At 50.7% G+C, this 23,732-nt stretch carries 22 protein-coding genes; 2 read left to right on the top strand and 20 right to left on the bottom strand.

What is annotated here, in order from left to right:
• Position 1: 1 nt before the first annotated feature.
• From ACTRXD_RS05470 to ACTRXD_RS05395, 16 genes are all read right to left on the bottom strand, one after another.
• The gene (locus ACTRXD_RS05470; protein WP_442430834.1) at positions 2-283 is read right to left on the bottom strand and encodes a HypC/HybG/HupF family hydrogenase formation chaperone; all 282 of its coding nucleotides are present in this window, start codon (positions 281-283) and stop codon (positions 2-4) included.
• The gene (gene hypF / locus ACTRXD_RS05465) at positions 274-2,700 is read right to left on the bottom strand and encodes a carbamoyltransferase HypF (protein ID WP_442430833.1); all 2,427 of its coding nucleotides are present in this window, start codon (positions 2,698-2,700) and stop codon (positions 274-276) included. The genes ACTRXD_RS05470 and hypF overlap by 10 nt, the downstream gene beginning before the upstream one ends.
• Positions 2,697-3,908, bottom strand: coding sequence for a hypothetical protein (locus tag ACTRXD_RS05460; protein WP_442430832.1), 1,212 nt, complete (start codon positions 3,906-3,908; stop codon positions 2,697-2,699). The genes hypF and ACTRXD_RS05460 overlap by 4 nt, the downstream gene beginning before the upstream one ends.
• Before the next feature lie 13 nt (positions 3,909-3,921).
• Complete coding sequence (locus ACTRXD_RS05455) at positions 3,922-4,827, bottom strand: NifU family protein (RefSeq protein WP_442430831.1); 906 nt, start codon at positions 4,825-4,827, stop codon at positions 3,922-3,924.
• Between the two features lie 7 nt (positions 4,828-4,834).
• Positions 4,835-5,059, bottom strand: a complete 225-nt coding sequence (locus tag ACTRXD_RS05450; protein WP_442430830.1) for a hypothetical protein — start codon at positions 5,057-5,059, stop codon at positions 4,835-4,837.
• Between the two features lie 28 nt (positions 5,060-5,087).
• Positions 5,088-5,321, bottom strand: coding sequence for a hypothetical protein (locus ACTRXD_RS05445; protein ID WP_442430829.1), 234 nt, complete (start codon positions 5,319-5,321; stop codon positions 5,088-5,090).
• A 28-nt stretch (positions 5,322-5,349) separates the two neighbouring features.
• On the bottom strand, positions 5,350-6,390 hold the full coding sequence (locus ACTRXD_RS05440; RefSeq protein WP_442430828.1) for a hypothetical protein: 1,041 nt from the start codon (positions 6,388-6,390) through the stop codon (positions 5,350-5,352).
• A 227-nt stretch (positions 6,391-6,617) separates the two neighbouring features.
• Positions 6,618-6,998: a hypothetical protein gene (locus ACTRXD_RS05435; RefSeq protein ID WP_442430827.1), complete on the bottom strand. Its 381-nt coding sequence runs from the start codon at positions 6,996-6,998 to the stop codon at positions 6,618-6,620.
• Positions 6,979-7,470 (bottom strand): hydrogenase maturation protease, encoded by a 492-nt coding sequence (locus ACTRXD_RS05430; protein ID WP_442430826.1) that lies wholly within the window; start codon positions 7,468-7,470, stop codon positions 6,979-6,981. The genes ACTRXD_RS05435 and ACTRXD_RS05430 overlap by 20 nt, the downstream gene beginning before the upstream one ends.
• Before the next feature lie 26 nt (positions 7,471-7,496).
• Positions 7,497-7,832 (bottom strand): hypothetical protein, encoded by a 336-nt coding sequence (locus ACTRXD_RS05425; protein WP_442430825.1) that lies wholly within the window; start codon positions 7,830-7,832, stop codon positions 7,497-7,499.
• 68 nt (positions 7,833-7,900) lie between these two features.
• Positions 7,901-8,215 carry a hypothetical protein gene (locus ACTRXD_RS05420; protein WP_442430824.1) on the bottom strand — a complete coding sequence of 105 codons (315 nt, stop codon included), beginning with the start codon at positions 8,213-8,215 and terminating at the stop codon, positions 7,901-7,903.
• A 116-nt stretch (positions 8,216-8,331) separates the two neighbouring features.
• Positions 8,332-9,927 (bottom strand): nickel-dependent hydrogenase large subunit, encoded by a 1,596-nt coding sequence (locus ACTRXD_RS05415; protein ID WP_442430823.1) that lies wholly within the window; start codon positions 9,925-9,927, stop codon positions 8,332-8,334.
• A 44-nt stretch (positions 9,928-9,971) separates the two neighbouring features.
• Positions 9,972-10,934 carry a hydrogenase gene (locus tag ACTRXD_RS05410; RefSeq protein ID WP_442430822.1) on the bottom strand — a complete coding sequence of 321 codons (963 nt, stop codon included), beginning with the start codon at positions 10,932-10,934 and terminating at the stop codon, positions 9,972-9,974.
• 414 nt (positions 10,935-11,348) lie between these two features.
• Positions 11,349-11,618 carry a hypothetical protein gene (locus ACTRXD_RS05405; protein WP_442430821.1) on the bottom strand — a complete coding sequence of 90 codons (270 nt, stop codon included), beginning with the start codon at positions 11,616-11,618 and terminating at the stop codon, positions 11,349-11,351.
• Positions 11,619-11,622: 4 nt separating this feature from the next.
• On the bottom strand, positions 11,623-13,068 hold the full coding sequence (locus ACTRXD_RS05400) for a sigma-54-dependent transcriptional regulator (protein WP_442430820.1): 1,446 nt from the start codon (positions 13,066-13,068) through the stop codon (positions 11,623-11,625).
• A 1,707-nt stretch (positions 13,069-14,775) separates the two neighbouring features.
• Complete coding sequence (locus ACTRXD_RS05395) at positions 14,776-15,114, bottom strand: hypothetical protein (protein WP_442430819.1); 339 nt, start codon at positions 15,112-15,114, stop codon at positions 14,776-14,778.
• A 512-nt stretch (positions 15,115-15,626) separates the two neighbouring features.
• Here ACTRXD_RS05395 and ACTRXD_RS05390 point away from each other — a divergent pair.
• Positions 15,627-16,184, top strand: a complete 558-nt coding sequence (locus ACTRXD_RS05390; protein ID WP_442430818.1) for a lipocalin family protein — start codon at positions 15,627-15,629, stop codon at positions 16,182-16,184.
• A gap of 181 nt (positions 16,185-16,365) precedes the next feature.
• Here the strand turns inward: ACTRXD_RS05390 and ACTRXD_RS05385 are convergent, their stop codons facing one another.
• The 3 genes from ACTRXD_RS05385 to ACTRXD_RS05375 all read right to left on the bottom strand — a co-directional run bounded on the left by ACTRXD_RS05385 (position 16,366) and on the right by ACTRXD_RS05375 (position 19,681).
• A complete protein-coding gene (locus ACTRXD_RS05385) occupies positions 16,366-17,382 on the bottom strand; it encodes a M48 family metalloprotease (protein WP_442430817.1) in 1,017 nt (338 codons plus the stop codon).
• Positions 17,383-17,386: 4 nt separating this feature from the next.
• On the bottom strand, positions 17,387-17,902 hold the full coding sequence (locus ACTRXD_RS05380; RefSeq protein WP_442430816.1) for an SH3 domain-containing protein: 516 nt from the start codon (positions 17,900-17,902) through the stop codon (positions 17,387-17,389).
• Between the two features lie 81 nt (positions 17,903-17,983).
• On the bottom strand, positions 17,984-19,681 hold the full coding sequence (locus tag ACTRXD_RS05375; RefSeq protein ID WP_442430815.1) for a CHASE2 domain-containing protein: 1,698 nt from the start codon (positions 19,679-19,681) through the stop codon (positions 17,984-17,986).
• Between the two features lie 618 nt (positions 19,682-20,299).
• Between ACTRXD_RS05375 and ACTRXD_RS05370 the strand changes: the two genes are divergently transcribed.
• Entirely contained in the window at positions 20,300-21,586 is a 1,287-nt protein-coding gene (locus ACTRXD_RS05370; RefSeq protein ID WP_442430814.1) for a TrkH family potassium uptake protein, read from the top strand.
• 193 nt (positions 21,587-21,779) lie between these two features.
• Here ACTRXD_RS05370 and ACTRXD_RS05365 read toward each other — a convergent pair whose 3' ends face one another.
• Positions 21,780-23,450 carry a SulP family inorganic anion transporter gene (locus ACTRXD_RS05365; protein WP_442430813.1) on the bottom strand — a complete coding sequence of 557 codons (1,671 nt, stop codon included), beginning with the start codon at positions 23,448-23,450 and terminating at the stop codon, positions 21,780-21,782.
• Between the last annotated feature and the right edge of the window lie 282 nt (positions 23,451-23,732).

The raw sequence follows: 23,732 nt of genomic DNA, 5'->3' as shown, positions 1-23,732 counted from the left end.
TTTAGGAGGTATTCGACTGACGCATCGCCTGGATTTCTGTTTGCACTTCTCCCATTTCAGTCAGCAACTCTATGGTCCGCTTAGCTTCCTTTTCGTCAATCCGACTCATGGCAAATCCCACGTGAATCAGCACCCAATCCCCGACACATGACACAGGGGAATGCTCCTCATCGACAATGCAGGCGATATTCACTTCCCGTCGAACACCACCCACGTTTACGATCGCGAGCTTATGTTCCACATTGCTGATTTCAACGATTTGGCCGGGTATGCCTAAACACATCTGGATTCACCTCCACGGCTCGATGCCAGACAACGAGCTGCGGCAATCGTCGCCTGCCCCAACGCGAGGCCCCCATCATTCATCGGAACCTGTGTGTGAGACAGGACCATAAAACCTTCTGTCTCCAATGTCGTTTTCACCAGTTCAAACAACACCTGATTCTGAAACACGCCCCCGGACAGGACCACGGTCTGCAGCCGTCTTGGTCCATCAGAAGATTGCACACATTGGTTGACCATACGGCAAATCACGTGAGCCAACCCTTTATGAAACCGTGCCGCCATAACGGGAACCGGCGTCTTGAGAACGAGGTCCCCCAACAACGCTTGCCACATTCCGAGCGGTTCCACATAGGGTAGCCCGGAATGATTCAATCGCGGAATGGAAAACGGGTACGCCAGGGCCTCATCTTCATGCAACAGGGTCTCCTCGTCAACCAGGGCTTCCATCTCCATCGGTGCTTGTCCCTCATGAAGGACCCGCTCGGGACATATGCCCATTGCGGCGGCGGCGGCATCAAACAAGCGACCGCAGGAACTGGCAAGCGGGCTGTTAATTCGATTGTGCAGCATGCGGTCCAACATCGTGCGGGGTTTTTTCTCAAGAAGTTCGTACACCGGCAATCCGGAATAGTTCATTGCAAATTCCGGCCAACCCATCTCGGCCATGAGATGCGCATAGGTGTTACGCCATGGTTCCTTAATCGCTTGAGTTCCTCCGAGCATGGGAACGGGCTTAAAGGTGCCCACCCGTGTAAAGCCGGCATAATCCGCCAGCAAAAACTCTCCACCCCAAATCGTTTGATCGTCTCCATACCCCAATCCATCTAAAATAACCCCGAGGACCGGTTCCGTCGTGACAGGCACACCGTTTTCCGCCAGACATGCGGCGAGATGCGCATGGTGATGTTGAATTTCAACAATCGGAAGGTGCCCGGCGTTGGCTTTGGCCCGTCCAAGCTTGCTCGACAGGTATTCCGGGTGCAGATCAACGGCGATAATTTCAGGGCTCTGCTCAAACAGCAGTTGGTATTGTGTGATGGCCCGTTGATAATCCGCATAGGCCAAAGAGTCTTCCAAATCCCCAATATGATGGGAGAGCAACGCTTGTCCACCTTGCAGGAAACAGAAGGTATTTTTGAGTTCACCGCCCATAGCAAGAATAGCAGGACTGTGCTCGAAGCCCGAGGGAAGCCATATGGGTATGGGCGCAAACCCTCGACTCCGTCGCAGCACTCGTGGAACCTGATCCATGATTTTGACCACCGAATCGTCAACACGTTGGGCAATCCCCCGATCATGCAGGACCACAAACTCGGCAATGTTGTTCAAATGTACTTTGGCCTGGTCATTGTCAATCCACTGGGGTTCGCCGGCATGATTCCCGCTGGTTAACACCATCGGGTGAGCCATGCGATGGAGGATCAGGTGGTGCAGCGGTGAGTTGGGTAACATACACCCATATGTCGACATGCCGGGAGCGACACTTGGCGCCAGGGCCCTCTCCGGATGGCGCTTAAGGATGACAATGGGGGCCGCCTGGCTTTGTAAGAGTTCGGCTTCCCTCTCCCCTACCACACAATACCGGCGAATCACTTCCAGGTCGCGCGCCATTAATGCGAGAGGTTTTCCCTCCCTGTGTTTCAAGGCACGAAGCCGGCTGACCGCGTCCTCCCGGGTGGCATCGCAGGCAAGTTGAAAACCGCCTAATCCTTTGATGGCCAGAATGTGCCCTTTCTGAAGGAGACTGCAGACCGCATCTGCCTCATCCAGCATCGTATAGGAATGCACCGTCAAGGGTTTTCCATCCATACGTTCAATCCACACCTTCGGTCCGCATGCGTGGCACGCGATCGGCTGGGCATGAAACCGCCGGTCCTGGGGATCGTGATATTCCTTCAGACAGGCCTCGCACAGAGGAAAATCCTTCAGTGTGGTGGAAGGCCGGTCATAGGGAATCCCTTCCTGAATCGTCAGGCGGGGTCCGCAATGCGTGCAGTTGGTAAAGGGATAGCGGTACCGGCGGGCAAAGGGATCAAAGATCTCTTTTACGCACTCCGTACAAGGGGCCGCATCCGGAACAATGCCCGTCTCCACAAGACTGTGTTCGCTATCGGCGATGACAAATGTGGTTTCGGGAACGTCATCCAAGGAAATGGAGCAGGTGAAAACGTCGGCAATCTTTGCAAGGGGTGGAGGATGCTGCGTCAGATCAGCCATGAATTTCCGGACATGCTCCTTCTCCCCGGCCACGCGAATCTGAAGCCCTTTTCCATTATTCGACACCTGGCCCCGGATATCATAGCGTTGGGCCAGGTTCCAGACCATCGGACGAAAGCCGACACCCTGGACCAGCCCTGACACCTGGATTTTGAAGGCCAGTCCGTGGGAGTGGCTCACCGTCGCGGTTTCCATCATGAAAGCAACGCTCCGTTCATGGCCCACAACTGAACCCGATTGTTGCCTGAGTCCGACACCACTACCCATTTCCCCGATGCATGCACCTGATACGGCCAGCACAGGCTCCCTCTCACGGGAAATCGCCACTGGTTGTCGCCTTTCGCGTGGTACGTGGGTTGGCCAGCTAACGCCCGGGCTTTGGCTCCTGTCTGCAAACCGGATGCATGCCAGCCCAGTATCCGGCAATTGGCAGTATCTGCCGTGATTAACCAGGAGTGCATGGCCGTGATCCCGTAAGGCATGTTCAGTGTTTCTGCCCGTGGCCAGTACAAACTGGCATTATGATCGACTAAAGCCGGCGACTGTTGGCCAAGGATCCACCGGCATGGTTCTCCATGTTCGGTCGGAAGTCCTTCCCAAATCATGATCCGGTTGTTTCCGGCATCGGTGACACACAGGTGGCCATGCCAGATGGCCATGGCATGAGGCCATCGCATACTCATGGCGTCCGGTTCCCTGCCCGCGTTTTCATCACGACAATCAAACCGCTGTTGTCCCAGGACGAGGTCCGCGGCTTGCCCATTCCGTATGGGAGGAGTCTGCCATAAGAGCACACGACGGTTGCCGGTATCCGCCACACATAAAGTATCCCCTTTTGCGTACACCCCATAAGGCCAATTCAGAGTGCAGGCAGAGGGGACGGTTCGCCCTTGATTACAGGATGTGGAATAAACATCTTCCTGTCCCAGGACGATATCGGCCGGGACATGGCTGCCCCGGGGAACCCGATGCCACAGTAACACCCGATGATTCCACGCATCGGCCACGGCTAACCCGTCACGGAATCGAGTCATGCCCGTCGGAACGTTGAAAGTCCCGGCGTTGGCGAACCCTTTGGCATTCCGCCCTTCCGACAAAAAGTCGGGCTGCCCGATCACCCAATCAGCAGGGGTATCATCCTGAGTGGGAACCCGCTCCCAACCCAACAAACGGTGGTGTCCGGTATCCGCAACCCACAAGGGGCCTTCCTGAGAAATCACACAGGCTCCCCGTGGACCGAAGAGCGTGGACGCGGAGGGCTGAATGGGCAAAGGGAATCCAACGGAATCGCGACATTCGCCAAGAACCACGGAAGGTTCCTCTCCTTGAAACAAGGCTGTCGGAACAGACGACTCCTCCGATGGTTGGAGGGCTGGAACAGGAACGATGCGAAGGGCCGTTTTCATTTCGATGGATCGTTTACTTGGAAATGTGTATCTCAACGTTGGAGCCGGTGACTCGAATGTCATGGGAGAGTAACTGCACCTCGGGAGCCGTGACGCATTCGCCGGTGGCCAAGGCATACTGAAAGCCATGGTAAGGGCAGGTGAGAATCCCATCCTGGACTTCCCCCATTTCCAAAGACATGCCCATATGCGCGCAGGCGTTTTCGAAACAGGAAATTCGTGAGCCTTGGCGACTAAAGAGCAAAGAATGTCCGTCAAGCTCTTTCACCAGGATCCCTCCGTCGGGGATCTCCTCCAGTTGGAGAGCGACCTCCCAGTTCGAATCCCGGGATTTGGCAAAGGGACTGACCATATGCAGGGGAACACCATTACCGGTCTGCGCCTGAGCCAGCCCTTTGACCTTGTGGATGGTGCGAATTTCCGGGCACTGTTCTCTGATGGCTTTTTCCACACCTTCAGTCAACGTCAAATTGGAAGAGGGGCAACCGTCGCAGGCTCCAAGAAGACGGATTTCTACGGTGTCGGGCAGCTGGAGACGGACGAGTTCCACATTCCCGCCGTGTGACTGAAGAAGAGGACGAACGCTACCCAGAGCGGCTTCCACCCGCTCATTCAATGAAGGCTTGACTAATCCCAGATGCCGGAGGACGGCATAGACCACTTCATCTGAGGCCGCCTGGTGTAGCAGTTCCTGCGTTGTTGGATCGGCTTTAAAAATGAGGATGATACGGGATAAGGCTTCCCGGTGTAGTTGATCGATCGACTCACGCAAGGCGAGGACCGTCTGCCGATGCGGGTCCTCCCACTGGGAAACAATCGTCTCCAACCGTTCGATTGTGCCAAGGAAAGAGGCTAAATCAGGTTTGGTTCCTTGCACGAATTCCTCCTTCGCAACGATCGCAGGTGGCTTGACGCTCATCCCCTGCTCACCGGTATTTCAAATCTCGAAACAGTCGGGGTTGAAGGGCACCAACGAACAAACTGCTCAGGGCCACCGAAAACCACAGGGCGAATCCGATTTTCACAAAGACCACAAACAACACCGCTCCTATCCCGACTCCCAATCCGGCCAACATCATGACCTTGAAAGGGTCTTGAAATAACTTCCCATTGCAAAACAACACGACCGAATTCCAAAACATGTCGAACATGAAGATTCCCTCTTCGTCAGAACGATCATCAGAGGAGCGCTGCTAAAATAAGCAGGCCAATCAGCACACCCGGAACGGACGCAATCGGTCCAAAGAACGAACCCATCAAGGCCGCCAGCTCATAGCCAAGCGCATTTCCACCCACGAGAATGCCACCGATGGCCCCACCAAGCGCGCCAAACACTAGAGCGATCGCAAGAAAAAATAACCCTGAACCGAATGTCACTTGCGGGTCGGCAGCCGAAAAAATGGACAGATCCATCTTGCTCACCCCCTTTCCAGGATTCCGGTTAGGTCCGGGTCAACATCCCATTGCCGGATGTGCCATGAGGGGAAGGCAGGGAAGGATCATTCCTCTGCAATTCCTCCTCAAGTTCCGCCAACATGTCATGAGTGATCGTCACTTTGTCTGATTCCCCATATTGTTCAAAGATCGCACAGGCCTGTTGATAATACGTCCGGGCCAGCGCCAGATTATGCTGCTTGCCCAGCTCAGGATGTTCAGTATCATCGGGAAGGTTTCGCAGCGCATTGGCTTTGTTTGAAATCGTATTCGCATACCCGAGAGGCGTATCCTTCGGGTTCCGCACTTTTAAGGCTTCATCATAGGCCGCCACGGCCCGGAGATTATTGCCCACGGAATGGCTGCTTGAAGCATATTGCAAGGCATTTCCAAGATTATTTTGCAGCATGGCATATTCCGTCGGATGATCCACGAGCGTAATAACTTTCAGGGCTTCTTCAAAGGATTGCACCGCCAGAGCCTCCCGTATTTTTCCATTCTGGTCCGTCACAGGAATGGAGAGATACGCCGTGGCCAAATTATTGTGCAGGATGGTGAATTCCGTGGGGTAGCGTTCACGGGTAAATGTCCGGAGTGCCCGTAAATAGAGATTGATGGCATCGGAAATTTTGCCGCGTCCTAACCCGGCCAGGGTCTGCAATGTCAGCCCGAGATTGAGTTCCGCTTCCGCCAGTTCTTCGGGTGAACCATGGTGTTTCAAGACCGCAATTGCATCCTCAAATGCGGCTTGAGCTTTCTCCAAATTGTCCGGGACATTTTGCGGCATACTATTCAAGGCGGTTCCCATGCGAGCCTGAACCCGTGCGTTCAACAACGGTTCATCGGTTGGACACAGGGAGAGAGCTTTAGCATACAGCGAAGCGGCATGATGGAGGTCTTGAGAAGATTTGGGTTTTTGCTGGAGGCCCATGGCAATTTCCATGAGCATCTCCACTTTTTCAACAGGGGTGGCATCAGGAGATTCGCTAGCAGCTAGAGCTGCTTTGACGCGATGATCGGAAAGGCCAGAAAAGGTTTCCTGATTCATGCTGAATCGCTCCTTGTTTTATTATTTGACGGCCAATCATGGATGTCAACTAATATTTCAAAGTGAAAACTTAGTTTGCAGTAAGCAATGAAAGAACCATCATCCTCTTAGCCGCCGACAAGGTTCGCATCGGAAAAATCCCTTCAGTCAAAAATATTGCTTGCCTTCGAAAAACCCAAATGAAATTCGGCGTTGACCGGATGTGAAGGTAAAAAATCACAGAGCAATCACACGTGAGCCTTTTCCTCGAGATAGGCCGATGACGGCATCTGAATCATCAGCCCTGCTGATTTCTCGTCCCAGGACACTGAAACCAATTGATCAAAGTGTTCATCAATGCCATGCACGCGACAGAATTCCTGTGCATGAATGACCCGGTCTCCCTGGGCATTACGAATTTTCAACAGTAAGCCGCCTGCACCGGTATTGACCACCGGAAGGATCAAGAGGGTACGATCCTTTTTCATTAACATTAAAATGACACTGTGAAGCTGCGGAAAATATTGCTCATACAGTGAGGCATTGAGATAGAAATTACCGTTCCGGATATGTAGGCTGGCCTCCGGCCCTTGGGAGTGGAGAGTGGGCTTACCCTCTTGTTGATTCATGGCGCAGAACATGGCGTCTCACCTCATCCCTGATATGACCAAATACCTTTTCGACCCCCTGCTTGACGGGCGCGGTAAGCTCCAGACCAAACGAGGTGTCCTCTGCCTCGACTAAATACACCGTCACGTCTTTGGGAAAGGAACTCCCAAAAATCTGTTGCCCCGCATAGAGCGCATGGTCCCACCGGAAATTATGCAGACTGTAGCCTGAAGGTGGTCGATTGATGACTTCACTACCGGGAACCTTAAAGATGGTTCCAGAGGCGGATCCCGTCACTGCCGCATCAATGATGATGATTCTGCTGGCATCACGTGCCTGGAACATGACTTCCATGCCTCCGGTCCCGGCATCATACACCTGAACAGCGGCATGGGGATGGTCTCTGAAATAGTCTTGAAGCCGTTGGGCCACCACGATTCCCACTCCGTCGTCTCTTCGGTTCAGATTGCCGCAACCGATAATCACTAGCATCTCTGAACCTTCTGGAAGTTTTTCCCTCAAATTCGCCACAGACGACACGACCAATCCTTTTCTACTGGAATCGCCAATTCGGGCAATTCGCAGTATTGTTGATGCACAACATAATACATGCACGTCTCACAAGATTGGACGATTTCCTCGTCCATCTCCTCCTGAGGTCGATAGGGATCTAACTGAAAACCGGCGATCTGTAACTTTCTCTCATAGTCATCAGGCCTAAGGGACTTCAGGCGATGAACTAGATGGTTGATGTCCTCACTCGTGTAGGCACGGGGTTCCAATTCGGTCTGAAGCCCTTGCTCCAAAAGAGTTCTCAAATGTTTTCTCAGGGCATCTTGTTCAATTTGAACCATGAATTCCCTCACTCAACTTGGAAAAGCCTTCCACAGTCAGCTCGGCGTTCTCCTGGAATCCCATGAAATTAGATGCGCCAGAGACGGCAATACCAGTCTGGTTCGACTGGAAGATCTAATTCAGGCAAGTCACACCATTTCCGGTGGACAAGATAATACATACACTCCAAACATCTCATTTGGTCCGGCCCGTATGGTTTATCGGCAAAACCAGCCAGGATAAGTTTCCCCTTCAAATCATGTGGATCAAGCTTGCGAACATCGGAAAGCAGCTGTGCGAATTCCACCTGAGTTTCGGGGAAGGGCTCGGTTTGGGTTTTTAAACCGGATGCCAGGAGTTCGCCGATTTCCTGGCGGAGTTTTTCTTCTTCCTCATTACGCATGGAAGGACGGACCCCCATTCAAATGTGTTTCGACCCTATGCTACTCCCCTATCCTCACTTTCACAAAATGAAATGGGCATAAGGTTAGACAACTCCTCCGGCCTTTTCCGGCCGCCTTACCCGATTCGGAATCTGGCCAATTCCTTGCCGGTCTTCCGATCATGGGCATGAACCGTGCACACCAGACAGGAATCAAATGATCTCGCGACATGGCCAACTTCCACCGGATCTGTGGGATCGGCGATCGGCGCACCAAGGAGGGCTTCCTCGATTGGACCTGGGTTACCTTCGGCATCCCGCGGGCCGACGTTCCAGGTTGTGGGCGCCACAATCTGATAATTTTTTATCTTCCCTCCCTTAATATCGATCCAGTGGCACAAAGCCCCCCGGATGGCTTCCGTCGCTCCCCAACCCCGTCCATCTTCTTCTTGCGGCTTCATATACCAAGGACCGGCAAGCTTAAATTCACGGAGGCACCGTTCGGCTTGCCGATACAACTTCACCGTCTCATGCATGCGGGCCAGTTGCCGCAAATGAAGGCTGGGGCCTCCCATTCTCTTATACACATCCAAAATAAATCCGTCGTAATGCTGCCAGTCCTCACCATGTCTTCCTCCAGCGACCATTTGCCGGGCGAAGGGACCGGCTTCGAGCCGTCCCAGGTCAAGATGGCGGACCGCCGTGCACCAGGAGTAGGTTCCTGCGAAATCCGTGTCATTGTTCTGAACGGCCTTGGTTGTCCGATCGTAGGGATGCACATCGCTTCCCCCTTCGTCATACCAGGAGTGGGTGGTGTTCTCACGGACCACATCCTGACTGACCTCTCGATGGGTGTCCGTTGCGCCATCATAGACTCCGCCTTTCATAATGACGGAAGACTGGCGGGTTTCAATCGTCGGCTTCTGATATTTATCTTCATGTGGCAGATAGCCCCAGGAGAAGTATTTCCCGACCCCACCGCCATACTTGCCTAACCCGATATCCAGTCCCATACGCCAATAGAACCCGAGATCCGAATTGGCGTGAGCAGGGTTTTCATCCAACCAGGCCATAAAATCGTTATACGTCTTGATTTGCTCGTACCGTTCCAGTGAACACCCTAACCAGACCGGCTCCAGCCAATTGGTTTTGTAGTATTCCAGGATGGACCAGGCCCGGGTGATATCCGAGAGGGTTGGCGCGCACATCACCCCTCCGGGAACCATGTAGGAGGAATGCGGCCATTGCCCTCCCATAATGGCGTAAATTTCCACTGGCTTCCCGGAAATGGTGACCCCGATTTCGTACGACTTGCCGGTGAAGGGCGCAAACCGTTTGCAAGCCTCTTCATAATATTGATTCTTCCGGTATTTTTTGTTGGTGAGATCAATCGCATAGAGGCCATAAAAATACCGGGGTTGGCTTTGCAGGCTTTCAACAATTTGCCCCAGGTTCCTGGCCAGAATGGCATTACGCGGAACAGTGGTTTTCCACGCGGTATCCAACGCCCAGGCCGCGCACGTCAAATGGGATGCGCCGCAAATGCCACAGGCCCTTGGGGTCACTACGAGTCCCGCCTGAGGATCCTTGTCGCGCAGAATGATCTCAAACCCGCGGAACAACTCGGCTTGTGTCCACGCATTGGTGACCACCCCATCATCCACCTCAACCCTCACATCCAGATCACCCTCCACCCGCCCAACCGGGGAAATATCTAATGTTTGGACAGCCATGGCTCATCTCCTTCTGTTATCGAGTGATAAAACGGATTCAACGGCTAGACCACGAAGATATCCTGTTCCGCCCACGCCGGTGCGGCATTTTTCGCGGCGCCGGTGAGCGCGATGTACCCCTTCTTATCAACCCCCAAGGGCAGATCTTTGGGTACGCCCATGACCGTTTGGGTTTTAAAAACGGTGCCCGGAGCCAGATCAAAGAACGGAAATTCCGGTTCAGTGCAACCGAGACACGGCATACCGGAACGCGTTTTAGAAGACTGCCGATTCCAGAGAATCCGGTTACACGGAGAGTGGGTCATCGGTCCGCGGCAACCCAGGTCATAGTACAAACATCCTTTGCGTTGGCCGAATTCCGTGGCCGAAACCTTGTAGGCGAAGTGCATATTCCGCGTGCATCCGGTCTGGGTAAAGCTCTGGAAAAAAGTCTTGGGCCGTTGAAAATCATCCAAGGCCACTTCCGCGCCTCGTCCCGTGGCCACCGCTACGACAATCTGGGTGATCCAGTCAGGATGGGCGGGACATCCGGGAATATTGATCACCGGCAACCCTGCCTTCGACCGGAATTCTTTTCCTAAAAATCCTCCATGACTCCTCTTCAAAAATTGCAATCCTTGGGAGTCACTGGGATTCGGGGCGGTTGCCGGAATTCCCCCCCATGTGGCGCAATCACCAATCGCCACCACATATTGAGCCGCATCAGATAATTCCCGCACCCATTCCTTCATGGGCCTGGCGGCAAAGCGATTCCATTGCCCTGTTCCGTTCGGAGCATTCACGACGGTCCCTTCGAAGACAAAAATGTCCAACGGGATAGCCCCGGAAATGCAGTCACGGAGGATCTTCTGAAGATTATCTCCCAACTCGACTCCCAAAGAAGGGTGCCATAAGACATTGATTCCAAAATCTGTCACCAGATCACACGCACTCGGTTCTTCCGCATTCAAAAATGACATGGTATTTCCGGAACATGCCCCACCTTGCAGCCAGAGTAGATTCGCCATGGTCGTACTCCTCAAAAAGGGTTGTCAGAACGCGACAATATTTCAAGACATAACAACGTGCAGTCATCCATGAGAATGAGCAACAACCAGACCAAACAGTGTGGAAAAAGACGAGCAGGACAGTTTGGGAATATCTCTGCTATTCCATGAGGTTGAGGTAGGAGTGGGATTTCAGCCGAACCCAACCCGGCTCTATCCTATGAAAAGAAGGTTTGCAGTTATTGGGAAAGTGCAAAGAAGGTTGCCATATTTGTCATGGGATTCGATTCAACGAAACAGACCGGTTTTGTGAAGGTTCAAAGGAGAGAAGTTTGAGAAGATTCAGGATGCGAAGGGCGGATCCGTATGGCAAGAGGTTGGACCTGGAGAAGAAACCCTACCGCCCAGAAAGTCGGCCAAAAGAGAGGACTGCAATTATCCACGGCGGTTCCCGCACGCCGGGCATTGGGTTTCGAGTGTATAACCGTACCAAATGCCCTGACAACGACTGCACCAATGTCCGTTCGTCTGCTCTTCAGTCAACTCAAGATGGCGAGCGAGTGGAGTGATCCCGAGTTCCTTCATCTGTGGGGCTGGGCGTTCAGGAAGCATCCCTGAACGATCCTTGGTATGTCGCAGCGTCTCACCCTGAGGAGAAGAAGGGTATTCCCCTTCGGGTGAACGATCAGCATCGGATTTCACCATGGGCTTAGTGCGTCGCGTGATACAGGTTGTAACGTTTGATTTTATTGGCTAACCCCACGCGTGACAATCCCAGTTCCTTGGCCACCTTACTTTGGTTCCAGCGATGCCGGATAAGGGATTGAGAAACAATCCGAGCTTCAAGCCGTTCCACCTTCTCCTTTAAGGTTCGTCCGCCGTTGACGTGCCCGCGACCCTTTAAGCGATCGTCAGAAGGGAGGGCCCGGGTTAGTTCCGGTGAAAGATGCTCAATGGTCAGGAATTCGCCATCACCGGCCAGGGAAACCATCCGATGGATTTCGGTTTCCAGCTCCCGGATATTTCCTGGAAATGGATAGGCCTGGAGATGGTGCATCACTTCGACGGAAATGCCGGCTATTTTCCGATTCAGACTTTCGGAATATTTACGAGACAGGTATTCGGCCAGGACGGGAATATCTTCCGGCCTGTCGCGAAGCGGAGGAATAAGGATTTCAAATCCGCGCAGACGAAAATACAGATCTTGCCGGAATTTCCCTTCTTTGACGGCTTCCTTAATGGGCTGGTTGGAGGCAGCAAGAATCCGGACATTCGCATGCTTGGTTTGTTCCGTCCCCAAGGGCTTGATTTCCCCTTCCTGTAAGAATCGAAGCAGACTCACCTGGAAGGTCGGAGAGACTTCTGAGATTTCATCCAGGAACACCGTGCCTCCGTCCGCAGCAGAAAATAATCCTAATCGATCGCTCACGGCGCCGGTGAATGCCCCGCGTTTATGGCCGAAAAGCTCGGAGTAGAGTAATTCGTCAGGTAAGGCCCCACAATTTTGCGTCAAAAAGGGATACCCCTTTCGATCGCTGAATCCATGAATGGCTTGAGCCATAAGTTCTTTGCCCGTTCCCGTTTCACCTTCGATGAGCACAGGCAGATCGGTCGGTGCCGCCCTTTTGGCCAGATTACAGACCGCCAACATACTGTCGCTGGCGAACACGAGTTTGCCGAATTCATAACTTTCCCGAATGAGTTTCATGAGGCCATCCTTTGGACTGCGAAACGCACTATCGGAAATTTTCAATTCACGACTTAGGAACCGATGGCGTCGACTCAATTCTCGACTTTCCAACGCACGATTGACCAACAGCAACAAATGCCAGGGAGGAATAGATTTGGGCACCACCTGATAGACCGCTTCCCGTTTCATGATATCCGAGATAGCCTGTTCATCTCCTGAGTCACTTAGTAACACCCGGACCACATTAGGGTAGAGCACCCGGATTTCTTGAAAGAATTCGACGCTCGAAACATCGGCAATCCCGTCATCGAATAAGATGACGCCTATGGTGGGAATCTGGTCTAACACCTGCCGGGCTTGTTTTCCTGTCGTCGCGGTCAAGACCTGGTAATCTTTGGACAAGCAGGAAAGGAGGGCCTTACGCTTCTCAGGCTCACTTTCAATGAGGAGGATGGTTTCTTCCACGTCTTCCCTCTTCAAGTAAGCTTTCAAAGTGTTAATTTAGTTTCCATCAACAAAAAACGCAACCGTGAGGGCATTTTATAAGGATATTACGTATAAGAAATTTGCCGGATTGGTTCCATGTTAAAATCTTCCGTCTACGGCTTCCTTTCATGACACAGCTCCTGTGGCGATTCTCGCTCTTTTCAAGGTGTCCATCTCACCTGGACCACAGCAAGCTTCCCTTTATTCTGTTCCTCTTGTCTTTCCAAAAAAATGCGGATTTTATTATTTCTCACATAGAGAGCGGACTTCCTAAAGGCCTCGGGGTAGCTCTCCTTACTCTGACGACACCAAGACCATAACGTGTATAATTAGATGAGACATTTTCCAAGACCATTTTGGAACAGGGTTCCCCCAAAGGCTTTCTAGGAACTAATTGAGAGGTATAACGAAAAAAGTGGTTACACAGAATTCAGTCAAAAACGAGAAAATGATGACGACACTATTTGCGGTGTGTGGACAACTGAAAAGAAAAATGCTTATTTTTCTGATGGTAAGTCTTTTTTTGATAGCACCTTTCGCATCAGCAGGCCCATCTTCCTTTAGAATTATCCTCGGCACATTCTCTCCGTATTATTCCCCGAACATCGCCCACATTAGAACAGGCACTCTTATTTCCTGGGAAAACCCGACCGCCGACCTTCATTCCATTACTCACGATGGGTGTAAGAACGGTGAACGATGTGCCTTTGATTCCGGCCCTCTTGGCCCCAACCGCACATTCACGCTTCGTCATTTACCGCCCGGCCACTATCCTTACCATTGTTCATTTCATCCCATCATGCAAGGAACCCTGGTGGTGATCGGGCCTGACACTTCAGGTGAGACATAAAATGTTCAGATGAGGACCATCAATAAATCTCAATGAATACCCGATAAGTACACAATCGGTGTCAGGACGGCCAACAAGATCACTATAACCTCATATGAGCAGCCCGATAAGCTACACATACACACGAAAGGATAAGTCCAAACATCGGATAACTACATCTCATGACTGCATTTATTGCCCATTAAAAAAACCGGTCTTCTGGCCATTGCTATTTCTACTTTTTCTGTTCAGTCCTTTCATATTTTCTTCCGAAATCTCGAAAACATCTCCTACCGTTAAAATTGCAGACCTCCCTCATGCCATGAGTCAAGACATACCCCAGGATGCCATTGACAGCAAACCACTTCCCTCAAGGGGTCCGTTCCAAGACCCAACTTCTCAAAAATAATACAAGGTATTTTGGGAAGGAATGTGGACAGGTACACACAACGAAACCGTTGTGGCCATTACATCAGTAACCATTCTGGACGGAGAGGCTTTACTTACTGAGGACCCCTTCCACCCAGGGATTCCAGGTCATCTCAAACGGATACCTACGTTCTGGGTTTCTCTCGAAAGGAGCCGAGAAATACATTCGCACAGAGGATAAAGGCTCCCAGCAATAGACCACCCACCCCGGTATAAGCAAAAAACTCTGTCAGAATATGCGCGTGAGCCGGTCCCCGACCAATGGACGGCGCCAACCAAAACATGGTGTACCAGGAGAGTGGATAGAAACTGCTCAGTCCCAGAAGGATCGCGGAGGCTTTCTAGGTGGGTTTAAGTGTGGAAAATATGACAAGGATGACCAAGCCAAGCGAAAACGCCGCAATGCCTGTGGCATGGAAATGAGCCCGTTAAGCGTAATGCCAAATTTTGTCAGCACTTTTGGAATCATGCACATCCGGATTAGCCGTGACCCCTTGCCCAATATAATCCTTGAACACATCTTCATTGACCCCAATCACAATACCCATTCTCAGGCCAAACAATAGCTTTAACAGTACAAGTGCCAGGCCGATCGTAACGATGGTCAACTCTTTTTCCATGCTCTTTGAATTGTTCATTAAAATGGTTTTTCCTTTTAATTGCATACCGAAACGACGGACGTGTGTCTTCGCATGAGGTTCACACATCGGGAGTGTTGAATAATAAGGATGTTCAAGGGCAAATTTGCCCAGGATTAAATTTCTCATCAAAGGCTCCGGGTCGGTTCAAAAAGGTCCATCCAGCAAGGCCGCACCCGTTTTTTCGCGCTGAGCGTACGCTTAGTACGTGAGCACGGGAAAATGGCGAGAACGCCGCTGGCGGCTTTTTTCAACAGACCTACATCAGAATATGATACGCAAATGAACGTACCATGAATGCCCCCTGATTTTTTTTCATGAACGGCATCCAAAGATAGTATTTCTGTTAGGGATTCTCAAGGAAGGATAAGCCGGAATTGAACCGCTCTCATCGCTTCGCCTTAGCATGATGAGTTGCTCCCAGGGTCCTTGGGCATCGGGTTATACCCTTCTTCCTCAGTTATCTGAAGCCGGCAGGAGATCTTCACGGGTAACGGGTGATTGTGTATACCACGTTCTGACCAAGTCACTCCATGAAGTGGGAATCATCGGCCTGAAGATGCACCCGCCGGGCAGGCATGATAAAGTAATGAAATTTTAAAGGGTCCCATAAAGGTTTCCCTGCTTTCAGGATTGTTGACATGTTGAAAACTCTGACAATGGGAGTCTTCTGCTTGATGTTTGGTGCCTGTTCGAGCGTTGAACCGGCAGGAAAGTTACCCACGGCGTTGTCAGTTGACCTCTCCCGATATAGCGGAATGTGGCATGAAATTGCACGACTGCCGATGTGGGGGCAACGAAATTGTCTAAGATCTACAGCCGAGTACCGGTTCCTGGAATCGGGGAAGGTTGCCGTGCGAAACGCATGTACCACCTCAACCGGTGAGGAGATCAGCATTGAGGGAGTGGCCACGGTGGTGGACCCTGAACATCGGGCAAAGTTGAATGTGGTCTTCGACCAGTGGGCAGCTAAGCTTGTGGCGTGGTTTACTTCGTCAGAGCAGGGGAATTACTGGATCCTTCGGGTCGACCCCGACTACCGGCTTGCGATCGTCGGTACCCCTGATCGTGACTACCCCTGGCTCCTGGCACGAACCCCCTCGATCAATGAAGCAAGTTATCAGGACATGGTCTCGTTTAGTCACCGACTTGGCTTTCAAACAGAGCATTTAATCCGTGCCCCGGTCAGCGCCGATTAAGTTCTTGCCTTCCCCAATGAAATATCAAAATATTCCGAAAGTGGAATTAATAAGCCGAAGAATTTTCCTAACGCGGACTTTTTGCCGTTCTCTAATGCACGGAAGCATACTGCCGGTCCTCGCGGTTTATGGTATTTCTAAGCACAGCGAATCCACTAAGGATCGCTTGGACTCATGCTTGCTATTTTGACAGTGTGTAAAATCGGTCTTTCACAATTTTGCCGTTAGAATATTTATCAAAGCTCTCTCCCATGGAATCACCGAGTTCTGCCAATCTCGTGTCGGGATGAGGGTGAGTTTTAAACAGTAAGGCGACGCTGCTGTCATTGAGACCCGCATGGCCAATTTCCTGCAACACCATTGGCAGGCCATAGGCGTCATAGCCGGCCCTGGTGGCCAACACCACTCCAATTCTGTCGGCCTGATATTCGGCATCTTTATCCAATCCGCGAGCCATCACTTCTGCTCCACTCCCAATAAGATTATTCACGGCCTGCTTTGCTTGTTCATTCTTCATTTTGCCGAGTTTTTGGGAAAACACGCTGCTTCCCATATCAATCGCCTGGCTTTGTTTAATAATGGTTAAATGATGCTGTTTGATGACATGACCAATTTCATGTCCCAGGACTCCAGCCAATTCCGCTTCAGAATGAAGTTGGTGATACAAACCTTTCGTGAGAAAAATAAATCCACCCGGCGCAGCAAAGGCATTGATATCCTCGGAATCAATCACCCCAAAATACCAATCAATGTCGGTTCTTCCGCTCTGCAGACTTAGCCATTTTCCAACGTGATTGACGTACCGTTGCAGGCGTTCATCCTTGACCAGGGGCGCAGCCCCAAGCAATCGTCCGGCGATCTCTTGACCGATGGCTATTTCCTCTTCTGTGGAAGTCCCTTTGGCCAGGTCGGTCAGGTCTGTCAGCGAAGGAGTTTTCTTACCCGTCTTTTTTTGTGGAGTACCTTCTTGTGTTGTTCCGGTGGTGGTTTCATCCGGCTGCCCAAATTGTTTGAGGGCATCACCCAAATCAAATGCATGAGTGATGGTTGCCAACCCGAAGATTACCAATGTCAGAGTCAATGCACGCAGAAGAAATTCTTTCAAATCCGCACTTGCCTGTTGATTGAGGAACACCAGAGGAACAGGGCGTAAAAATCGAGAGAGTATATTTTTCTTCATATTATGCTGATTGCTCATGTGTCTAATTCCCGTCTGTCGTTTGTAAGAACGGAACTTTTTGTACTTGTAACCCTGCCTGATTGGCAAAATTTTGTGCTTGTTTCTTTGAAGTCCGATAGGTTTTCAATGTCTGAAATTCCTGTTCATCAAATTCGGCCTCTTTTAAATCCTCTTCATCTAATCCGCGAACTCCCGTAGCGGCCACAACATTTCCACTACCAGCCCTCCCAGTGGCCAAGCCCAATACTCCTGAGGCTTCCGTCGCCGCGGAAACCTTTTCCGCAGAGGCCCCCCGTCGAATATAGAGCATTCTCACCCATCCGGTTTTATCTTTACGGGACACCTCTAACCATCCACCTTTTCTTCTCAGAATCTCCACGGTGTCGCCTTCCTTTAACGATAGCACTTCTCGAGCATCCTTAAAGGGTTCGCTCATGACCTGGCACGCTCTAACGGCTACACCAGGATCCGAAGCTTTTCCCTCTGCGGGAAAGACTCCAATCATGACTATTGTCAGGAAGGCAAACCATTTCCTCATCACAGTCCTCCTTCTAGCGTTATACAGACACGGCGGTTCCGGGTGCAAAACTGAATGGGTTTTGGATTTTCGGGTAAAGGATCAATATGTTATCTCAATCGGCTGCTCTTTGAGATTGACCATGGCTTTAATCACTAAATGTTGCCAAGCCTCCATTCTCGATTTCTCATCGCCATAGGTCAGAGGTCCTTGGCACCATCCAAGCTTACATCCTATTCTATCGTTTTCACAGATGCTGCGAGCAACTTCTCGAACCAGAGATACCGTTTGTTCCCCAGATTTTCCCACCTCCCATGGCTTTGTTTCCACATGATTTTCCACCCAATAAATGAGAAACATATTCTGAAAGGCTTTTTCAATGCCGGCAGGTTTTCGGGAGAAGGCTTCTATCGTAAACCCAACCTTCTTGTCATACAGGCCACGCTTCAGCAGGGTCAAGAATCTCCCTTCCGGGATTTCCTCCAAGCTCTCCGGTTGAACCACCACCACCACGGTATATTGCCATCCGGCCACACCCTCTTCCACATTGAGCCAAACATATTTTTCCATGATCGTGGCTTCGGCATAGGCATACACCCGCGCGAGAGAAAAATAGATCAAGCCGGCGGTGATGGGTGCCGTCAAATCAAGGTAGTAGGTGGTAAGATTCAAGCTCGCGAAAGTAAACGCCATCAAACCCACTTGCGAACCGGCAAACACCATATCTATGGCTTTGCGTTTAACCCCAGTCAAAAAGGCCAAGGCTGTGATCCAGATGAGTCCAAGGGCGAGTGCGGTAAAGAGCCAGGGGTTTTTGGCCTGGGTAATCCAATCTCCGTTCTTGATATTTCCAATCGCCGTGGCCAGAATTTCCACACCGGGATGAATCTTCTCCATGGGAGTGGGCTTGGTGTCGAACAGGGCCGAGGCTGTAGACCCGATGATCACAATTTTTCCAGTGAATTCATCCGAAGCCCGTTGCTTATCTCTCCTCAAAAAATCGTCAAAGACGTCACTAAAGCGAACCGATCCGAAGGACCCGAATTTTCCACGCCAGTTTAAAAACACATCTGAATCATTCGGTAATCTCCACCCCAGCGTTTCCCCGATTTTGGCCGGCAGGGAAGGTATACGCCATCCAAAATGATCACGATAGATGGGGTATTGCCGAACAATGCCATCCCGATCCGGATAGACATTGTTGGTTCCCACTCTTTCACTCTGAATAATGCCGGTGAATGCGGGCAAGACCAGGGCAATCCCTTTCTCATCCTGTGACTCCCCATGAACGGGTTCTATGCCGGGAATCATGGAAGGCGTCACTTTGCTGAGTTTATCGTTCGTTGGTGATAACCGCATCATGGGGAAAAATGTATTTTCTGAATCACTGACGACGTCATTGAAGTACGAATCTGATTCTTTATTGAACACATCAGGATCACTAAATAAAATATCAAATACCACGGCAGAGGGCCGTTGCTCCTGTAGCATTTCCAGAAATTCCGCAAAGACCTGACGGGGCCAGGGCCACCGGCCATATTCTTGAGCCATGGCCTCCAAACTGGCTTCGTCAATATCCACAATCACAATGTCGGGGTCGGCTTTGTGAAACAGGACCCGGTTTTTCATGATCACATCAAATGTCTTCAGTTTCATTCCGCGAATCAGTTCGAACGAGCCGGCATCCAATACCACGAGGACGCTACAAAAAATCGCCAAATAGAGATAAAATCGACCTTGCGATTTCGTCACATAGCGATATCCCAGCTGAATGAGTTTTTCAACAGAAAGATTCTTCATATGATGAACAAGGCCATGCACCGGGGCCCATTCCGAACGGATTTCCTGCCCGGCATCAAAAGGTGAAAAAACGAATGGAAGACATGGCTAAAAAAAGTCCGCACAAAATCCGCAGAAGATATCGTGGAGGTAGAAGGGTCAATTCTCAAGTGAAAATAGTAGCCAACACCTGGTAAAAAGTACAGGCTCTCTATCAGGCAAGTTTTTCAACGGTCTTTCTCTCACCTCTTTGTCATAACTTTTCCGTTGTTTCGGTGACCTTCATAAGGCCTCTTCCAAACATCCTGGTTCGACTTCTTTCTCATTCCAGACTAAGGGAACACCTCAGCTACGGAGGGGAAATCATCAATGTTTGGCAGGATTCTTCCGTCTTTATTTCGATGTATTTCTTTTACATTTGGCATATAATGCTCCATGCTCAACGCGGTCTCGCCATCTTCTTGGTCAAAACCAATGGCTCGGATCTTTTAACGCATTTTTTATCACGTGAAGACTGTCTCGGACCGCTTACGTTCGTCTCTGCGAGCCCCTGTAACTCGATATTCTCCCCCTTGGTTTCTCAAACTCCATCGACTATCACCAGGTACGATTGTGGTAGTGGGAGGAGCCGCTGCCATTATGATAGGCACGATCCTCTTACTGCTTCCGTGGGCAACACCGGCGTCAAAACCATTGTCAATCATTGACGCATTATTTACAGCCACATCAGCCGTCTGCGTCACTGGCCTGATCGTAACCGACACCGCTACGGACTTTACGGTGTTTGGCCAAACGATTGTTCTCATTCTTATTCAGATCGGTGGACTGGGGTATGCGACGCTTGTCACCATGCTTCTTCTGACTATGGGGCGCCAAATAGGGCTTAGGGATCGGCTGATGATGGCTGAAGCCTTAAGTTCACTCAATTTGCAAGGATTAATTCCATTTATCAAGACCATTGTCCTGTGGACTTTTATGCTCGAACTGTCAGGTGCCATCTTTTTAAGTATTCGTTTTTTTCAAGACTACCCGCTTGGTCAGGCCCTTTACCATGGAACCTTTCAAGCAATATCCGCTTTCAATAACGCCGGATTTTCTTCATTTTCAACAAATTTAATCGCCTATCAGACCGATCTCACAGTAAATCTAATCGTGCCAATTTTGATTGTGTTGGGAGGTTTGGGATTTATTGTCCTACTTGACCTGGCGCAAATTTTTCGGGGAGAACGTCACCGCCCTCAGGCTCATTCCAAGCTGGTGCTTGTCATTACCGGATTCCTGATTATCGGAGGAGCTTTGAGTCTCTTGCTTCTGGAATGGAATAACCCCAAAACCCTGGGAGATTTACCGATGATCGATAAAGTCCTGGTGGGGACCTTTCATGCAATTTCGGCCAGGACGGCAGGCTTCAATACTCTAGATTTGAGTCAATTGGGGAATGCCTCTCTCTACCTCATTGTTATTTTCATGTTCATCGGCGGGTCACCTGGGGGGACCGCTGGTGGAATCAAGACGACCACGTTCGGGATTATTGGGATGTTTGTGTGGACAACCTTGCGGCATCGTGAAGACGTGAATTTTTTTTGGCGCCGAGTACCCACGATCGTCGTTCACCGAGCCCTGGCATTAGCTATTCTCGCCATGCTTCTCTTAACCGTGTTCACGCACCTCTTGTCCATGGTTGAAACTCATCCATTTCTCTCTCTCCTGTTTGAAGTCGCGTCGGCCTTGGGAACGACTGGGTACTCTGTGGGCAATGGCGGCGTACTAAGCCTCTCTGCATCCCTGACAAGCTTTGGTAAATTCGTTATTATTTTCTGCATGTTCATCGGGCGATTTGGTCCGTTGCTGCTCGGACTCGGATCTTTTCAGGAAAAAGGAAGAAGACTGTTTCGATTTCCTGAGTCAAAAATTTCTATTTGCTAGCATTGCATTCGTCGCTACGTATTTAGGTCACTCCGAAAGGGACCCCCTCCAACATTCAGACAGGGAAGCAGACGACCGGCCAGGGGTAATTACAAACCTTCATGACCCTGAGCAAAACCATTCGTCAAGAGTTCTGGCGATCGCATCCGTGCCCAAGCCGTTTCAAGACAATTGGGAACACAGCATATTTTGGTCATGCACGTTGGACACCGGAGAGTTCATCTGTGGGTGAAAAATTATGTCCTTGATCGGCATGACGCAAGGCATCCAATCGAAGGTCGTACCGTTGTTCAGGTCCAATGTGATCCAAAACCCCCAATCCTTCCAGAACTTTGAGGACTCCCGGTTTAATTCCAACAAAGTATAGATTCTGGCGATGCGCCTGAACCATGCGAAGCATATCCTCAACCGCAAGGGCGGCAGTTCCGTCAATGGCCGAAACATCGGACAAATCGAGAACGACATGGGTAAAGGTGTTGAAGCCTTTGAGCGACTCCAATCGTCTCACCATAGTTTTTGCCGAACCGAAACTCATCGGGCCATCGACATGAATCAGGACAATTCGACCGGCGTTGCGTTCAAGAATGGCTTTTTCTTCTGGATGAAACGGAATCTCCTGTGTCGGCTCACTAATGACCCGTAAATTGGCTAATTCAAGTTCGGCCATGCGCTTTACAAATAACAGACTCGCCAGGACGATTCCCACGCCAACAGCCGAGATTAAATCCACAAGAACCGTAATGATCAGCACCACCCCCATAATCAGCACATCGGTTCGTGGGGCCTTAACCAGGTGTCGGAGTAATCTCCAATCAATAATATCCAACCCCACTTTGAATAAAATCCCGGCTAACACGGCCAAAGGGATCTGTTCCGCTAACGGTCCCAGTCCCAGCAATGTGGCCAATAACACCAATGACATGAGGATTCCCGATAGGGGCGTTCGGCCGCCACTCCGAATATTGGCCACAGACCGCATGGTCGCGCCTGCTCCCGGAAGGCCCCCAAAGAGACCGGCCACCATATTACCAACTCCCTGACCAATCAATTCCTGATTCGAATCATGTTGGGTACGGGTCATGTTGTCACAGACCAACGAGGTGAGCAGACTATCGATACTTCCAAGGAGAGCCAACACCACCGCCCCCTCTACCATCAGGAGCATTACACTGGTCTCCATGTCAGGGATGATAAAAGACGGAAAGCCTTCCGGAACATTTCCAATCACTGGTGCATGAGGGAAAAAGAAATAGGCCCCCAGGGTGCCTGCACATAGGGCCAGAAGTTGGGGAGGAATCAATTGACTCATTCGTACCGGTGTCAGATACATGATCGCAATAGTCAGGAGCCCCAGAATGGTCGCTTGGGGGAAAGGATTTGACAAAAACTCCGGGATGGCCAACAGATTTGCATAAATTCCTTCCGGTTTGGCCTCGAATCCCACAAGCGGTCCAACCTGCAAAATAAGAATAATGCATCCAATCCCGCTCATGAATCCTGAAATCACCGGATAGGGAACAAGAGCAATATAATGTCCGAATCCGAGCAATCCGAACAGAATTTGTAACCCTCCACCCATAATCACCACTGTAAATGCGAGGGCGGGATTGTCAGAGAATTGAACCAGAATTCCAGCCATCACAACCGTCATGGGACCGGTGGGGCCGGAACATTGCGCAGGGGTCCCCCCGAATACGGATGCGAACAATCCGACAAAGATAGCGCCATAGAGCCCGGCAATCGCACCGGCCCCTGAGGCCACTCCAAAAGCGAGGGCCAATGGTAGTGCGACCACAGCCGCCACCACACCACCGTAAATATCCCCTCGAAGATTATTGAAATGCAGTCCATGAATCATGGGCATCGTCTCTCTTACTCCTCTATGGATGAAATCCCTCGACACTATGATTTTTGGCAAATCAGGCGTCCTGCCTGCTTCCGTGTTTTATTTATGGGGTGCGTCGGAGAAGAACATGACCTTTGTCTTTACTGTAGATTAGCCTTCATCGTGTTTGTTGCAAAAAGAAATATCGGCAATAATAGAAGAAAAGGATTCTGAGATTGAGTTTTTTGCTCCTACCGCATAAATTAACGGGAATACGAATGAAATGGCAGAGGGGAAAACCTGACAAGACCATACGAGGCT

The organism is Nitrospira sp. T9 (assembly GCF_052156535.1).
In the GTDB taxonomy this organism is placed as follows: domain Bacteria; phylum Nitrospirota; class Nitrospiria; order Nitrospirales; family UBA8639; genus Nitrospira_E.
Note: the sequence above shows the minus strand (reverse complement) of the source record. Positions and strands in the feature narration are given on the sequence as shown.

What these genes read in the sequence shown, in the direction of transcription:
- ACTRXD_RS05375 (WP_442430815.1), bottom strand. Translation starts at nt 19,681, where the DNA reads ATGAAGAATCTTTCTGTTGAAAAACTCATTCAGCTGGGATATCGCTAT.
- ACTRXD_RS05415 (WP_442430823.1), bottom strand. Translation starts at nt 9,927, where the DNA reads ATGGCTGTCCAAACATTAGATATTTCCCCGGTTGGGCGGGTGGAGGGT.
- ACTRXD_RS05435 (WP_442430827.1), bottom strand. Translation starts at nt 6,998, where the DNA reads ATGAATCAACAAGAGGGTAAGCCCACTCTCCACTCCCAAGGGCCGGAG.
- ACTRXD_RS05365 (WP_442430813.1), bottom strand. Translation starts at nt 23,450, where the DNA reads ATGCCCATGATTCATGGACTGCATTTCAATAATCTTCGAGGGGATATT.
- ACTRXD_RS05470 (WP_442430834.1), bottom strand. Translation starts at nt 283, where the DNA reads ATGTGTTTAGGCATACCCGGCCAAATCGTTGAAATCAGCAATGTGGAA.
- ACTRXD_RS05460 (WP_442430832.1), bottom strand. Translation starts at nt 3,908, where the DNA reads ATGAAAACGGCCCTTCGCATCGTTCCTGTTCCAGCCCTCCAACCATCG.
- hypF (WP_442430833.1), bottom strand. Translation starts at nt 2,700, where the DNA reads ATGATGGAAACCGCGACGGTGAGCCACTCCCACGGACTGGCCTTCAAA.
- ACTRXD_RS05425 (WP_442430825.1), bottom strand. Translation starts at nt 7,832, where the DNA reads ATGGTTCAAATTGAACAAGATGCCCTGAGAAAACATTTGAGAACTCTT.
- ACTRXD_RS05440 (WP_442430828.1), bottom strand. Translation starts at nt 6,390, where the DNA reads ATGAATCAGGAAACCTTTTCTGGCCTTTCCGATCATCGCGTCAAAGCA.
- ACTRXD_RS05410 (WP_442430822.1), bottom strand. Translation starts at nt 10,934, where the DNA reads ATGGCGAATCTACTCTGGCTGCAAGGTGGGGCATGTTCCGGAAATACC.
- ACTRXD_RS05430 (WP_442430826.1), bottom strand. Translation starts at nt 7,470, where the DNA reads ATGCTAGTGATTATCGGTTGCGGCAATCTGAACCGAAGAGACGACGGA.
- ACTRXD_RS05370 (WP_442430814.1), top strand. Translation starts at nt 20,300, where the DNA reads ATGATAGGCACGATCCTCTTACTGCTTCCGTGGGCAACACCGGCGTCA.
- ACTRXD_RS05455 (WP_442430831.1), bottom strand. Translation starts at nt 4,827, where the DNA reads ATGAGCGTCAAGCCACCTGCGATCGTTGCGAAGGAGGAATTCGTGCAA.
- ACTRXD_RS05390 (WP_442430818.1), top strand. Translation starts at nt 15,627, where the DNA reads ATGTTGAAAACTCTGACAATGGGAGTCTTCTGCTTGATGTTTGGTGCC.
- ACTRXD_RS05405 (WP_442430821.1), bottom strand. Translation starts at nt 11,618, where the DNA reads ATGGTGAAATCCGATGCTGATCGTTCACCCGAAGGGGAATACCCTTCT.
- ACTRXD_RS05395 (WP_442430819.1), bottom strand. Translation starts at nt 15,114, where the DNA reads ATGAGAAATTTAATCCTGGGCAAATTTGCCCTTGAACATCCTTATTAT.
- ACTRXD_RS05450 (WP_442430830.1), bottom strand. Translation starts at nt 5,059, where the DNA reads ATGTTCGACATGTTTTGGAATTCGGTCGTGTTGTTTTGCAATGGGAAG.
- ACTRXD_RS05420 (WP_442430824.1), bottom strand. Translation starts at nt 8,215, where the DNA reads ATGCGTAATGAGGAAGAAGAAAAACTCCGCCAGGAAATCGGCGAACTC.
- ACTRXD_RS05385 (WP_442430817.1), bottom strand. Translation starts at nt 17,382, where the DNA reads ATGAGCAATCAGCATAATATGAAGAAAAATATACTCTCTCGATTTTTA.
- ACTRXD_RS05380 (WP_442430816.1), bottom strand. Translation starts at nt 17,902, where the DNA reads ATGAGGAAATGGTTTGCCTTCCTGACAATAGTCATGATTGGAGTCTTT.
- ACTRXD_RS05445 (WP_442430829.1), bottom strand. Translation starts at nt 5,321, where the DNA reads ATGGATCTGTCCATTTTTTCGGCTGCCGACCCGCAAGTGACATTCGGT.